Origin of the sequence: Sphingobium aromaticiconvertens (genome assembly GCF_037154075.1) — a bacterium.
GTDB classification, from domain to species: Bacteria; Pseudomonadota; Alphaproteobacteria; order Sphingomonadales; family Sphingomonadaceae; genus Sphingobium; species Sphingobium aromaticiconvertens.
In genome coordinates this window covers 2567035-2579544 of sequence record NZ_JBANRJ010000001.1, presented here as the reverse complement: position 1 = coordinate 2579544, position 12510 = coordinate 2567035, and the positions used below count along the sequence as shown (strand labels likewise).

Below are 12510 nucleotides of genomic sequence, written 5' to 3'. Positions count from 1 at the left end.
GGGGACGGCATCTATTATTTATATGGATCGACCGGCTGCGGCACCTGGATGACTTCCAGGTCCTTCAGCATCGTCAGCACGTCCGAGATCGAATAGATATGGTCGATCTTGTCGCCGCGGAAACGCAACCAGGAGAACCAGAGCACATTGAGGTCGTTGCCGGTGGGCTGCACGCCCATGTAGGGACCACCGGTATGCTTGCCATGGTGGTGGCACAGGACGCAGATTTCGTCCTCGCCCCGGCCCCAAGCCTTGAGCGTGCGATAGTGGCTGGGCGGAAAAGTGGTGTAGAGACCTTGCGGCGAGGTCTTCCAGACATGATAGGTGCCCAGGTCCGGCCGGTTGGGATTGTCATAGGTCATCGTGTCGGTGTTGAAGAAGGCATCCATGCCATCCCAATCGCCCCGATTGATGACTTCGTGCAAATCCATCCATTGCGTGACCATGAAAGCCTGGCGCTCGGTCAGCCCGGCGTTGATTTCGGCCCGCTTCTCCTTTGACAGGACGAAATCGGCTTCGGTGAACGGGGCGAGGCCCATATTACTCTCCTTGGTGACAAAACAGCCCGTGGCACAACTCCGACGGTCCTGCTTCTTCCCGCTCCCTGCTCGTTCCAGCACCTACCGAACGAAAGGCGGCGAAGATCGCTCGGCATGAGAGCAGGATTCTATAGAATGGAGGAGAGATCATGCCGCTTACTGTACAGGAAATGTCGGACCGGTTCGAGATTCAGGACCTTATCGTGGGCTATTGCTATGCCGTCGACACACGCGACTGGGATGCGCTGGACCACAATTTCACTCCGGACGCGATCATCGACTATTCAGAAATGGTCGGCGTGTCGGGGAGCCTTGCAGAGATCAAGCAATTCCTCGCGGAAAGCCTGACTCCGATTCTCGCGTTTCAGCACGCGGTTTCCACTACGCAATATCGGATCGAAGGCGACCGGGCGCAGACCAAAACAGCCTGCTACAACCCGATGACGGTCAGCAATGGCGAGACGACCGATACGCTGGTCTTTGGTCTTTGGTATATTCATGATTTCGTTCGAACAGATGAAGGCTGGAAGATCAGCCGTCTTTACGAACAGAAATGCTATCGGATGAATGTGCCCGATTGGCTGGCGGCACAACTCCCCCCCGCCTGAGAGCCCTAGCGCCAATCATTCCGTTTCGCGTCGGGGGACAACCATCATGCAGCGTTTTTTTAACCTTGTTTTTCTTCTGATCCTGCTTGTCACGGGAGCATCGCTTGTCTGGCTGGGCGGGCGACTGCTTCTGCTGGGTGGATCACCCTGGTATATGGCCTCTGGTCTGGTGATGCTGATCACAGCCTTTCTGGCGTGGCGCAAATCTCCGGCATCGATCTCACTTTATTGGGCCTATCTGGGGGCCAATCTGATCTGGGCACTCTGGGAGGCCGGCATGGATGGTTGGGCGCTCGCGCCACGTCTTGCCATGCCCGTTTGCATGGGCCTCTACATGCTCACCCCTTCTTTCCGGCGGCATGTCGGTCGGGAAGCACCGCTGCCGGGCGCGCATATATTGTGGCCCGCCCTTGCATTGATGCTGGTCGGTGGCTTGGGCCTCGCCTTCTGGGCCGATCGCACGCCCGCAGCCACCAGCACTGCCTGGGGGCCATCACCGTCGCAGGCCGCAGATGGCGACTGGATCGCTTATGGCAATGATCGGGGCGGATCACGCTTCTCACCGCTGGCGCAGATTACCCCGGCCAATGTCGGCAACCTCAAACCCGCCTGGACCTATCGCACGGGGAAGCTGGGCGATGGGAAGCAGGGCACCGCCTTTCAGGCCAATCCCCTAAAAGTCGGCAATCGCCTGTTCCTGTGCGCGGGCAATAATGACGTGATCGCGCTCGATCCCGAAACCGGGCGGCAGCTCTGGCGCCACAATCCCAAGACCGATCTCACCGGCGTCTATGGCCTCGTCTGCCGGGGCGTAACCTATTATCGGGTGCCCGAAGCATCCGGTTTATGTGCTGAGCGGATCTATACCGCAACGCTCGATGCTCGTCTGATCGCGCTTGATGCCGCGAGCGGGAAGCCCTGCCCCGGTTTCGGCAGCAAAGGCCAGGTCGATCTCAAGGCTGGCCTGGGAACCGTCGAGAAGGGCTATTATTTCGTCACCTCTCCCCCCGCTCTTGTTCGCGGGCGCCTGGTCCTGGGCGGCTGGGTCATGGACGGGCAGAAGATCAAGGAGCCGTCCGGCGTCGTGCGGGCCTTCGATGCCGTCACCGGCCAATTTTCCTGGGCTTTCGACACCAGCCGTCCAGACGAACATGGCCAGGCGCAACCCAGCGAAACATTCACCCCCGGCACGCCCAACAGTTGGGCACCGATGAGTTCGGACGAAAATCTCGGCCTCGTTTATCTGCCTACCGGCAATGCAACGCCTGACTATTTCGGCGGGCATCGCACCGCCAATGATGACCGCTATTCCAGTTCGGTGATCGCGCTCGACGCACAGAGCGGCGCTGTTCGCTGGTCCTTCCAGACCACCCATCATGACCTGTGGGACTATGATGTACCTGCGCAGCCTACGTTGATCGATCTGCCCAACGGCGTGCGCGGCCTGCTCCAGCCAACCAAGCGCGGCGAAATCTTCTTCCTCGATCGTGTAACCGGCAAGCCCCTTATGCCGGTCGAGGAACGTTCCGTACCGCAGGGCGGCGTGCCCGGTGAAAGAGTCGCGAAAACGCAGCCCTATTCTGTCGGCATCCCGAGTTTCGGCGGCCCGCGCCCGACCGAAAAGGGGATGTGGGGTCTGACCCCGATCGACCAGGCAATCTGCCGCATTCGCTTCAAACAGGCCCGCTTCGACGGCGACATGACGCCGCTATCGACCGACCATTATACCGTCACATGGCCAGGTTATCTGGGCGGAATCGACTGGGGCGGCATTTCGGTCGATCCCGGCCGTGGCCTGATGATCGTCAACAATAACCAGGTCGGCAACTATAATCGGCTCATTCCCCGAGCCGAGGCGGATCAACGCGGCATCAAGCCGATGACCGCCAGCCATATGAGCGATGTCGGCGGCCCGGTGGCCCAGCAGGGCGTAGGCTATGCAGCACAGATCGCACCCTTCCTTTCACCGCTCGCCATTCCCTGCCAGCAGCCGCCCTATGGGCGGATCAACGCGGTGGACCTTAGAACCGGCAAGATGGTGTGGAGCCACATTTTCGGCACCTCACGCGATAGCGGTCCATTGGCGCTGCCCACCTTCGTGCCGATCCCGATGGGCGTGCCCAATATCGGCGGATCGGTTGCAACGGCGAGCGGCCTCACCTTCATTGGAGCGACCCAGGAACATGCCTTCCGCGCCTATGAGACCGAGACTGGCCGACTGCTGTGGAAGGCGCGCCTGCCTGCGGGCGGCAATGCATCACCCACAGCCTACTGGTCCAACGCCAGTGGCCGACAGTTCGTGGTGATTGCAGCGGGTGGACATGGCGCCATGTTATCGGGGGCAAGCGATCAGCTGATCGCTTACGCCTTGCCGAAGAAATGATGCCCCAGAAATAATGTCCTATCAGGCGTCGGACAGGATCATGTCCGACGCCTTTTCGGCGATCATCATGGTTGCAGCATAGGTATTGGCCGATGGGATCACGGGCATGACCGAAGCATCGACGACATGCAGCCCGTCCAGCCCGTGCACGCGCAACCGATCATCGACAACGGCCATGGGATCGGTTGCCGGTCCCATCTTCGCCGTACCGACCAGATGATAGCTGCTATTGCCATATTGCCTGGCAAAACCCAGCCATTCATCATCGCTCTGCACATCGCTTCCTGGAAACAGTTCTCGATCCGCCAAGGCAGCCAGCGGTTCGCTCGATAGGATCGCCCTTGCCTCTCTCAGGGCAGCGACCAACACGATCCTGTCCTTCTCTTCGCCAAGATAATTGGCGTCCAGTCGAGGGGCATCCCGGACATCGACCGAGGCGATCCGCACATGCCCTCGGCTTTCGGGCCGCATCTGCCACGCGCCGCAGGTCATGCCGGGGAAATCGTCCAGCCGCCCAATAAAGCCCTGCCTGTAGCTCCCCGGCGTGAACACGAGGCTGTAGTCGGTGATGTCGAAGGCTGGATTGCTGCGTCCAAACAGGTGTACCAGCGCGGGCGACAGCGCCAATATACTCGGCCAGCCTGTCAGCCACCGCGCCACCTGCCCGACCAGTGGCAGGCCCGTGACATGCGCATTGAGGCTATCCACGCCCTCGCGTAGCCGCACGACGAGGCGCGGGCTGTAATGATCGTGGAAATTCTCGCCAACGCCCGGCAATGCCTGAACAACGTCGATGCCATGCTGTTTCAGAAGGTCGACCGGCCCAATGCCGGAGAGCTGGAGCAATTTGGGCGTATTGGTGGTCCCCGCCGAAACGATCACACCGCGCCGCGCCTTGACCTGCTTGGCCGCACCATGATGCAGATAGGCAACCCCCGTCGCGCGTCGCCCCTCCATCACAATGCGCGTGACCAGCGCGTCCGTGCGGACCATGGCCCCCTTTCGCCGCGCGGGGTGCAGAAAGGCATTGGCTGTGCTCATCCGCCGTCCGCGCCCGATTGCGCTCTGATAGCGACCAACCCCTTCGTGCCGTGCGCCATTATAGTCGGGATTATAGGGATGGCCCCGCCCCAAGGCGGACTCGATGAATGCATCGACAACCGCGCTCGGCCAAGGTGAAGTCGAGACATCAAGCCGCCCTTCGCGCCCGCGATAGGTGTCATCTCCTTCTCCCTCCAGTCGCTCGGTCCGGCGGAAATAGGGCAGGATGTCGTCATAGCCCCAGCCACGGTTGCCCAACTGCGCCCAATAGTCAAAATCAGCGCGCTGGCCGCGATTATAGACCATGCCGTTGACGCTGCTCGACCCGCCCAACACCCTGCCCTGGGTATATTGGATCGGCCGGTTGTCGCTATTCGGGTTCGGCTCGCTCGCCAATTGCCATGTGACCCGCGGATCAAATAGGGTCTTGATGAACCCTGCGGGCACGCGGTGATAGAAATTATCGTCTCGCGGCCCTGCCTCCAGCACCAATATGCTGCGCCCCGCCTCGGTCAGTCGCCAGGCAATTATGCCCGCCGCCGTGCCGCCACCTACGATCACATGGTCGAAAATTTCTTCGCTCAAAGGCCCAGACTCGCACGAATCACATCGGCGATCTCGCTGAGCGGATGATCCTCGCAAGTGCGTGGGCGCATCATCCGATTGTGACAGAAGGCGACGGCCAGCCCCGTATCGGGATCGGCCCAGCCCAGCGATCCGCCCGCGCCCGGAACGCAGATCGTGCGCTGCCCCTTGGCCGGGCAGGTGAGCGGGGTCGTGGGTGAATACATCCAGAAACCGCCCTGGCTGAGCGGCATGGGCGCGTTGAAATAAACAGGATCAGGCGCGTCGCTGTTGGCGCGCGGCAAACATGCTGCATCGACGCGCTCGGGCGACAGCAATCGCTTTCCACTCAATGTGCCGCGATTCGCCAGAATGGCCCAGAACCGCGCCGCGCTGCGTGCGTTGAAGATACCCCCTACCGCCGCGATGGTCGCGCGCCGCACCGCTGGCCGCTCGAATATGTCGGGAACCAAGCGGACATTATTGGGCAGGGCCATCGCGAAATAGCTATCGTCGGGGAAGCTGCCCGAAGACCCCTCATCAACCAGCTTTGCAACCCGCCGCTCCGCTTCATCCGATATGCCCATCCACAGGTCGGTGATGCCATAGGGTTCGCAAATTTCTTCCTGGATGAACCGCGCGAAATCACGCCCTGCAGGATCGGTTCGCTTGACTATTTCCCCCAAAATCCAGCCGAAAGACATGGCCTGATAGGCGGGCTTGTCGCGCGGCAAAATGGGCGTCAGCGCGGCAATTCCGCGCACCATATAATCCCAGTCACAGATCGTTTCGGGCGTCGTCCCAGGTGGCATTTGCGGCGTGCCCGTATGGTGGTTGAGCGCATCGCGAACGGTGATGTCCCCTTTGCCGTTCTGGGCAAATTCAGGCCAATAGTCAGCGATCGGCCGATCATAATCGACCAGCCCCTTTTCCGCCTGCACATGGACGGCGGTCGAGACTATCGCCTTCGATACCGAAAAGACATTGAACAGCGTGTCCCCATCGACTGAACGTCCGGTTTCCCGATCGGCCAGCCCCGCCCAACAGTCGATCACCAGTTCCTCACCAAGATAGGCTGCCACCTGGACGCCAATCTCACCCTTATCCGCGATCGCGCGCTCCAGCGCGGCCTGAACCGTGCGGTTGGCGGGGCTATCGACCATCATGTCCGGGCCGCCGGATAAGGCGCGATCGCCCCTTCCCGGCGCACGATGGACAGGATACGCCCGCAATCCGGCAATTGCTGAAGGAAACGCGCCAGCACCGCGCCCTTGCTATGCGCCAGATAGGCCGGTTCATTTTCCCACAGCTCCAGCAAATGGAACCGCAGCGGATCGTCCAACGCGATAGTAGCGCGATAGGTCACGCAGCCCTCCTCTTCCAACGACCCTGTCACGGTATCCCGCAAGAGGTTCAGGAAGGCTGTTCGGTGCGCCTCGCTCGTCGTCAGCGCCACGTCAATCAGGATCATTCCGTCGAGCTCCTCTCACCGCTGCACCAATTGCGCGCTCAAACATAAGATCTCGCTGCATAGGCCGCGTGCCCTATCCTTCGGCGGGCCTGCTCGCCGACGCCGTGCTTATGCTTGCTTCCAACAACAGGGAGGATGAAAATGCGGGCACCTAGCAGCCTGCCCAGGCGCCAGCCGGTCGCGGCGGACGACGAGTCCGCGATACGCAGGCTGTTACTGCGCTATGCGACGGGCATAGACACACGGGATTGGCCGCTTTTCAGAACCTGCTTTTCGCAAGACTGCGAAGCCGACTATGGTTCGTTCGGCAGCTGGCGCGGCCCCCGCGAGATCACCGAATATATGGAAGCGGCGCACCGACACATGGGGTCGACCCTGCACCGCATCACGAACATCGTCGTGGAGAACTGCAATGACGAAATCCGCGCACGCAGCTATGTCGATGCGATCCTGACCGAAGCGACCCAGGGTGGCATAACGCATCGTGCGGCGGGCTATTATGACGACGCGCTGGTCCGGACCTCCGACGGTTGGAAGATCGCCCGTCGCCGCTTCACCATGGTCAAGGCAGGACTGGATGGCTGACGGCAATCGACAGGTGGTCCTGGTGGCTCGTCCGACCGGCATTGCGCAGGCCGAACATTTCGCGATCCGCACATCCACCATAGCAAATCCGCAGCCAGGCGAGCTGCTGGTGCGCAATCATTATCTCTCGGTCGAGCCCGCGATGCGCGGCTGGATCGCCGACGTCGGCAACTATGCCACGTCGATCGAACTCGGATCGGTGATGCGCAGCCTGGCATCCGGGGAGGTCGTCGAATCGCGGCATCCCGATTATCAGGCCGGAGACTATGTATCCGGCTGGTTCGGATGGCAGGATTATGCCTGCGTGACGCCGGAGCAGATCGTCCAGCGGACCAATGCGCAGGAAATGCGCGCTTCTCTCGGCATATTGGGCATCAACGGCGTCACCGCCTATCTTGCCCTGACCCTGGTCGGCCAACCCAAGGCGGGAGAAACCGTGCTGGTTTCGACCGCCGCTGGTGCGGTTGGCTCGGCGGCGGGCCAGATCGCGCGCATCCTGGGCTGCCAAACGATCGGCATCGCTGGCGGCCCGGACAAAGTCCGACGGTGCGTCGAGGAATTTGGCTATGACGCGGCGCTCGACTACCGGAGCCAGGATTTAGGTCCCGCCATTGCCAAGGCAGCGTCGAATGGGATCGACATCTATTTCGACAACGTCGCGGGTGCGATCAGCGACACGGTTCTTCCCCACCTCGCCCTGCGCGGCCGGGTGGTGGTCTGTGGCACTGCGTCGATTGATCGCTGGGCTCCATGGCCCCTTGGCCCCCGCGTCGAACGGCATTTACTGGTGAAGCGTGCCCGCATGGAAGGTTTCGTCATCTTCGACCATATGGCCCGCTGCGCCGAGGCCGTCGCGCAGTTGCGGGCCTGGATCAAGGATGGCCACCTCAAGTGGCGCGAGGACATATTGGACGGCATCGCGGCCTGCCCCGATGCACTCGCCGGCCTCTATCGGGGAGAAAATCACGGCAAGCGGCTGATCCGCCTCGTTTGAACGCACTTTAGGGAGGACTATCAATGACCAGCCTGAACGGTCAGATCGCCATCGTCACCGGCGCCTCTTCGGGCATAGGCGCGGCCAGTGCCCGCGCGCTGGCGCAGGCGGGGGCAACGCTGGTCGTCGTTGCGCGCCGCGCCGACCGTCTGTCGGCCATGGTATCCGAACTCGGCAAGGGTGCCCTGCCCTTCGCCACCGACATGGCAGACCCCGATGCGCCACAGGCCCTTCACGACTTTGTGCTGGACCGCTTCGGGCGCGCCGACATCCTCGTCAACAACGCCGGCATCCTCCACGCCGCCCCGCTCGACCAGTTCGACCTCGACCAATTACGCCCCATGATCGCCCTGAACTATGAGGCTGTCGTGCGGACGAGCACCCTGTTCGGTCGAACGATGAAGGCGGCGGGCAAAGGCCAGATCATCAATATATCCAGCATCGGCGCCAATATCATTGCTCCCGGCGTAGGGGTCTACGGCGGCCTGAAGCGCGCGCTGGAAGCCTTTACCGATTGCCTGCGCGTCGAGTTGGCGGGATCGGGCGTCAAGGTCGGGATCGTGGCCCCCGGCACCACCAGCACCGAGATATTCGAAGACATGAAGAGCCGCGGACAACCCGCCTGGGACAGCTTCATTCCGCCTATGCAAGCTGAAGATATCGCGCAGGCCGTCACCTTCATGGCGCAACAATCGGAACGGACCAACATGGCCCGCATCCAGATCTACGCCGCAGCGGACAATCATTAGTCGAGCGAGGCGTATGCCTCCAGGCGGAACGGGTTGACCTGCGCCCCGGCACGCATCCGCTGCACCCATTGGGCATCCATCAACAGCGCACGTCCGACGCCAATCAGGTCAAATTCGCCCTGCGCCATACGCTCCGCGACCAGCGACAGATTGTCCATCATCACCGTCGGCTGGACGAAGGAGGATTGCAGATCCTTGCTTAAACCAACCCCGCCCACCGCGATGGTCGGCTTGCCGGTCAGCTTTTTCGCCCATCCCGCGAGGCTGAGGTCCGATCCCTCAAAGGCGGGCGCGGTGAAGATGCGGGTGCTTGCGTCGAACACGTCCACACCAGCATCCACGATCGGCGCGAGCATTGCCTCCAGTTCCGCCGGCGTCTCCGCGTTGCGCGCATCATAATCTTGCAGCTTCCATTGCGAGAAACGGAAGATGATCGGGAAATCGGGTGCGGTCGCGGCCCGGATCTCACGCACCACCGCAGCGGCGAAACGGGCGCGCGCCGCGATGTCCCCTCCCCAGCGGTCTTCGCGTATATTCGTCTGCTGCCAAAAAAAGCTGTCGATCAGATAGCCATGCGCACCATGCAAGGCGACGCCGTCGAACCCCACAGCCATCGCATTGGCCGCGCTGCGGGCAAAGGCCGCGATGATGTCGCCGATCTCGCTATCGCTCAGGGGCGCCGTGTTTTCGCGCACAAGTTCCAGATAGTCGGGCGGAACCATCGCCCGGTCGGTCGGTCCCCACGTCCCCGACGGGCGGGACGAAGGGGCGTCGGGATGATAGCCCGTCCCCGGCGCGCGAATGACGCCTTGATGCCAGAGCTGGGGTACGATCAGCCCACCTGCCGCATGAACGCCCGCCACGACATCACGCCATTGCGCCAGCGCCGCCTCACCATGCAGCACCGGCGATGCACCTCCACCTACGGATTCCCGCCCCAACGCAGCGGGATGATCGACGCCGATCCCTTCGGTGACGATCAGGCCCACATCGGCTTCGGCGCGCCGCCGATAATAGCCTGCAACCCCCTCAGCGGGGATACCGCCCGGCGAAAAATTGCGGGTCATCGGCGCCATCACGAAGCGGTTGCGCAGCCGCAGTGCCCCAATGTCGATGGGCGTGAACAATATATCGGTCCTGCCGGTCATCATGCCTCTCTTGCTATCCCTGCCACCCATCCCCTGCTGCCGCAGCCGCCTGCATCGTTGGGCCTACCCAAGGACAGGTTCCATGGTCGGCATCAGGGCGGAGCATCCAGCTATCGTTCGCAAGGGAAGGATAGGTCAGGCGTCAACCACCGCCAGCGCCGATTGAGGGCAGGCCTCCGCGCCTTCGCGCGCTTGCTCCTCAAGGCCTTCGGGCACAATTTCATCGTCCACAAAAACGATGCCGTTGGCGTCCAGCTTATACACTTGGGGGCAAATTTCAGCGCAGACCCCATAGCCGCAGCAGGCAGCCTTATCGATCACCACTTTCAACTTCTGACTCATCATCCTCTCCTTCTGCTGCAATAATACAGCTTGAACAGATTTAGTTCAATATGTATAACTCGACTCAACACGGATTTTCCAAGGAGAGGAAGATGCTTCATAATCCTGGGGTAACCCTGAACGACGGGACCACGCTCGACGATCTCATCAATCGCGACATGAACGAAGTGTCGTTGCGGGTGATGAACGACAAGGAACTCTACGAGCTGGAAATGGAGCGCATCTTTGCGCGCACCTGGCTGCTGCTCGGCCATGAATCGGAGATTCCCAAAGCCGGCGACTATGTCATGCGTGACATGGCCGAGGACAATGTGATCGTCACACGCGCTCGCGATGGCGAAATCCACGTCATGCTCAACGTCTGCCCGCATCGCGGCATGAAGGTTTGCACGGCCGAAGCTGGCAACGCCCAGGCCCATCGCTGCATCTATCATGGCTGGGCCTTCCGCCCGGACGGCAGCTTCATCGGTGCGCCGATCGAAAAGGAGCAGATGCACGGCAACAAGCACTCCAAGGACGAACTGGGCCTCAAGAAGGCGCGCGTTCATCTCTATGGCGGACTGATCTTCGCCACCTGGAGCAAGGACCTGTCGTTCGACGATTATCTGGGCGACGCCAAATTCTATCTCGACCAGCTCTTCTGCCGTACCGACAATGGCCTTGAGATGCTTGGCCCCCCACAGCGCTTCGTGCTGCCCTGTAACTGGAAGATACCGGGTGAACAGTCCGGCTCGGACGGTTTCCATACGCTGACGCTGCACCGCTCGCTGATGGAAGGCGGGATCATGGGCGGTACCGCCGAGTCGATCTACGACACGGCGCCCGGCATGTATGGCGTCGATGTTTCAGTGCCGCAGGGCCACACGCTGCGCTGCCTGGAGGCGGCCCAGACCTTCAAGATGTTCGCCGACGTCAGTTTCGAGGGCAAGTCTACTGAGGAACGGCTCAACCTGCTGTCCCCTCCCGGCATCACCAAGGATCTGATCCCGCAGCTGTTCAAAAATCTGTCCGAAGATCAGGTCAACCAGCTTGCGAACATCCCGCCACAGGTGGGTGGCATGTTCCCCAACATCCTCATCGCCTTCATCTTCGCCCCGCGCATGGACGGCGGCGCGTCGGGCGCCCTGTCGCTACATACCTATGTCCCCAAGGGGCCGGATAAGGTGGAGTTCATAAACTTCATCTTCGCCGAAAAGGATGCGCCCGAAGATGTGAAGCGCGACATGCTCCAGAACGCCATCTGGTCAACCGGCACGTCGGGCACGATCGAGCAGGACGATGCCGACACATGGCCGCAGATCATGCGCAATTCGCGCGGCCATATGAGCAAGACCATGACGCTCAAATATCAGGCGCTGCATGGCCATGAACGGCCCGAAGGCTGGGTCGGCGGCGGCGACCTCTACCCCGGCTTCACCAAGGACGACACGCAATGGGCCTGGTGGATGGCCTATTATAATCTGATGGCCGAAGCCTGAGCCGGCGACGCGAGAAGAAAGGATCACATCATGGTGAATTACGCGACCGCCGCCATCGACACGACTAGCGTGATGCGCGGACTGGTTTCCACCAAGCGCGTGCCGCTGGGATCGGAAATCTATAACCGCCTGCTTGAAACCCTGTATGACGAGGCAGCCTCCCTTGACGAGCGCCGGTTCGACGATTGGGTCGCCTATATCGAGCAGGACATCAGCTACACCGCTCCGCTGCGCCTGACCCGCAACGGTCCCAACAGGGACCGCGACGTCGTGCGGACGATGAAGCATTTCGACGAAAATTACGGCTCGATCCTGATGCGGACCGGCCGCTTGTCTAAAAGTGCCTGGGCCGAAGACCCACCCTCGCGCACACGGCGCTTCGTCACCAATGTCCGTATTGCCGAATGCGAGACGGCGGGTGAATATGAGGTGGTGAGCTATCTCTATGTCGAACGCAGCCGCTTCGACAATCCTCACAATGAGTCGATCACCGCCGAACGCCGTGACATCTGGCGACTGGTCGACGGCGCTTATAAGCTGGCCCGCCGTGAAATCATCGTCGATCAGTCAACGCTCGGCATGTCCAACTTCGCAATCTTCCTCTGATA

At 61.3% G+C, this 12510-nt stretch carries 13 protein-coding genes; 7 read left to right on the top strand and 6 right to left on the bottom strand.

Annotated features, from left to right (window positions below):
• Positions 1 to 14: 14 nt before the first annotated feature.
• Entirely contained in the window at positions 15 to 539 is a 525-nt protein-coding gene (locus WFR25_RS12380; protein WP_336971265.1) for an ester cyclase, read from the bottom strand.
• Between the two features lie 149 nt (positions 540 to 688).
• Between WFR25_RS12380 and WFR25_RS12375 the strand changes: the two genes are divergently transcribed.
• On the top strand, positions 689 to 1147 hold the full coding sequence (locus WFR25_RS12375; RefSeq protein WP_336971264.1) for a nuclear transport factor 2 family protein: 459 nt from the start codon (positions 689 to 691) through the stop codon (positions 1145 to 1147).
• Positions 1148 to 1193: 46 nt separating this feature from the next.
• Positions 1194 to 3530: a membrane-bound PQQ-dependent dehydrogenase, glucose/quinate/shikimate family gene (locus WFR25_RS12370; protein WP_336971262.1), complete on the top strand. Its 2337-nt coding sequence runs from the start codon at positions 1194 to 1196 to the stop codon at positions 3528 to 3530.
• Between the two features lie 21 nt (positions 3531 to 3551).
• On the opposite strand, the gene WFR25_RS12365 is transcribed toward WFR25_RS12370, so the two are convergent.
• Genes WFR25_RS12365 through WFR25_RS12355 form a run of 3 tightly spaced genes read right to left on the bottom strand, consistent with a single transcriptional unit; the run spans position 3552 to position 6606 of the window.
• Complete coding sequence (locus WFR25_RS12365; protein ID WP_336971261.1) at positions 3552 to 5156, bottom strand: GMC family oxidoreductase; 1605 nt, start codon at positions 5154 to 5156, stop codon at positions 3552 to 3554.
• On the bottom strand, positions 5153 to 6301 hold the full coding sequence (locus tag WFR25_RS12360) for a serine hydrolase domain-containing protein (RefSeq protein WP_336971259.1): 1149 nt from the start codon (positions 6299 to 6301) through the stop codon (positions 5153 to 5155). The genes WFR25_RS12365 and WFR25_RS12360 overlap by 4 nt, the downstream gene beginning before the upstream one ends.
• A complete protein-coding gene (locus tag WFR25_RS12355) occupies positions 6298 to 6606 on the bottom strand; it encodes a putative quinol monooxygenase (protein WP_336971258.1) in 309 nt (102 codons plus the stop codon). Before WFR25_RS12355 ends, WFR25_RS12360 begins: the two co-directional genes overlap by 4 nt.
• A gap of 141 nt (positions 6607 to 6747) precedes the next feature.
• Between WFR25_RS12355 and WFR25_RS12350 the strand changes: the two genes are divergently transcribed.
• From WFR25_RS12350 to WFR25_RS12340, 3 genes are read left to right on the top strand one after another with little or no spacing between them, the layout of a single operon-like run.
• Complete coding sequence (locus WFR25_RS12350; RefSeq protein ID WP_336971257.1) at positions 6748 to 7191, top strand: nuclear transport factor 2 family protein; 444 nt, start codon at positions 6748 to 6750, stop codon at positions 7189 to 7191.
• Positions 7184 to 8185 (top strand): NADP-dependent oxidoreductase, encoded by a 1002-nt coding sequence (locus WFR25_RS12345; protein ID WP_336971256.1) that lies wholly within the window; start codon positions 7184 to 7186, stop codon positions 8183 to 8185. Before WFR25_RS12350 ends, WFR25_RS12345 begins: the two co-directional genes overlap by 8 nt.
• 23 nt (positions 8186 to 8208) lie before the next feature.
• Positions 8209 to 8934, top strand: coding sequence for an SDR family oxidoreductase (locus WFR25_RS12340; protein WP_336971255.1), 726 nt, complete (start codon positions 8209 to 8211; stop codon positions 8932 to 8934).
• Here WFR25_RS12340 and WFR25_RS12335 read toward each other — a convergent pair.
• Both WFR25_RS12335 and WFR25_RS12330 read right to left on the bottom strand, forming a co-directional pair.
• Positions 8931 to 10082 (bottom strand): oxidoreductase, encoded by a 1152-nt coding sequence (locus WFR25_RS12335; RefSeq protein ID WP_336974884.1) that lies wholly within the window; start codon positions 10080 to 10082, stop codon positions 8931 to 8933. The genes WFR25_RS12340 and WFR25_RS12335 overlap by 4 nt on opposite strands.
• A gap of 135 nt (positions 10083 to 10217) precedes the next feature.
• A complete protein-coding gene (locus tag WFR25_RS12330) occupies positions 10218 to 10427 on the bottom strand; it encodes a ferredoxin (RefSeq protein WP_336971254.1) in 210 nt (69 codons plus the stop codon).
• Positions 10428 to 10516: 89 nt separating this feature from the next.
• Here WFR25_RS12330 and WFR25_RS12325 point away from each other — a divergent pair, with 89 nt between their 5' ends.
• Both WFR25_RS12325 and WFR25_RS12320 read left to right on the top strand, forming a co-directional pair.
• The gene (locus WFR25_RS12325; RefSeq protein ID WP_336971252.1) at positions 10517 to 11902 is read left to right on the top strand and encodes an aromatic ring-hydroxylating dioxygenase subunit alpha; all 1386 of its coding nucleotides are present in this window, start codon (positions 10517 to 10519) and stop codon (positions 11900 to 11902) included.
• 30 nt (positions 11903 to 11932) lie between these two features.
• Complete coding sequence (locus WFR25_RS12320) at positions 11933 to 12508, top strand: aromatic-ring-hydroxylating dioxygenase subunit beta (RefSeq protein ID WP_336971251.1); 576 nt, start codon at positions 11933 to 11935, stop codon at positions 12506 to 12508.
• Positions 12509 to 12510: the final 2 nt, after the last annotated feature.

Bases quoted from the DNA above. Each gene is read 5' to 3' on its own strand.
- WFR25_RS12380 (WP_336971265.1), bottom strand. From the start codon at position 539: ATGGGCCTCGCCCCGTTCACCGAAGCCGATTTCGTCCTGTCAAAGGAG.
- WFR25_RS12375 (WP_336971264.1), top strand. From the start codon at position 689: ATGCCGCTTACTGTACAGGAAATGTCGGACCGGTTCGAGATTCAGGAC.
- WFR25_RS12370 (WP_336971262.1), top strand. From the start codon at position 1,194: ATGCAGCGTTTTTTTAACCTTGTTTTTCTTCTGATCCTGCTTGTCACG.
- WFR25_RS12360 (WP_336971259.1), bottom strand. From the start codon at position 6,301: ATGATGGTCGATAGCCCCGCCAACCGCACGGTTCAGGCCGCGCTGGAG.
- WFR25_RS12355 (WP_336971258.1), bottom strand. From the start codon at position 6,606: ATGATCCTGATTGACGTGGCGCTGACGACGAGCGAGGCGCACCGAACA.
- WFR25_RS12350 (WP_336971257.1), top strand. From the start codon at position 6,748: ATGCGGGCACCTAGCAGCCTGCCCAGGCGCCAGCCGGTCGCGGCGGAC.
- WFR25_RS12345 (WP_336971256.1), top strand. From the start codon at position 7,184: ATGGCTGACGGCAATCGACAGGTGGTCCTGGTGGCTCGTCCGACCGGC.
- WFR25_RS12340 (WP_336971255.1), top strand. From the start codon at position 8,209: ATGACCAGCCTGAACGGTCAGATCGCCATCGTCACCGGCGCCTCTTCG.
- WFR25_RS12335 (WP_336974884.1), bottom strand. From the start codon at position 10,082: ATGACCGGCAGGACCGATATATTGTTCACGCCCATCGACATTGGGGCA.
- WFR25_RS12330 (WP_336971254.1), bottom strand. From the start codon at position 10,427: ATGATGAGTCAGAAGTTGAAAGTGGTGATCGATAAGGCTGCCTGCTGC.
- WFR25_RS12325 (WP_336971252.1), top strand. From the start codon at position 10,517: ATGCTTCATAATCCTGGGGTAACCCTGAACGACGGGACCACGCTCGAC.
- WFR25_RS12320 (WP_336971251.1), top strand. From the start codon at position 11,933: ATGGTGAATTACGCGACCGCCGCCATCGACACGACTAGCGTGATGCGC.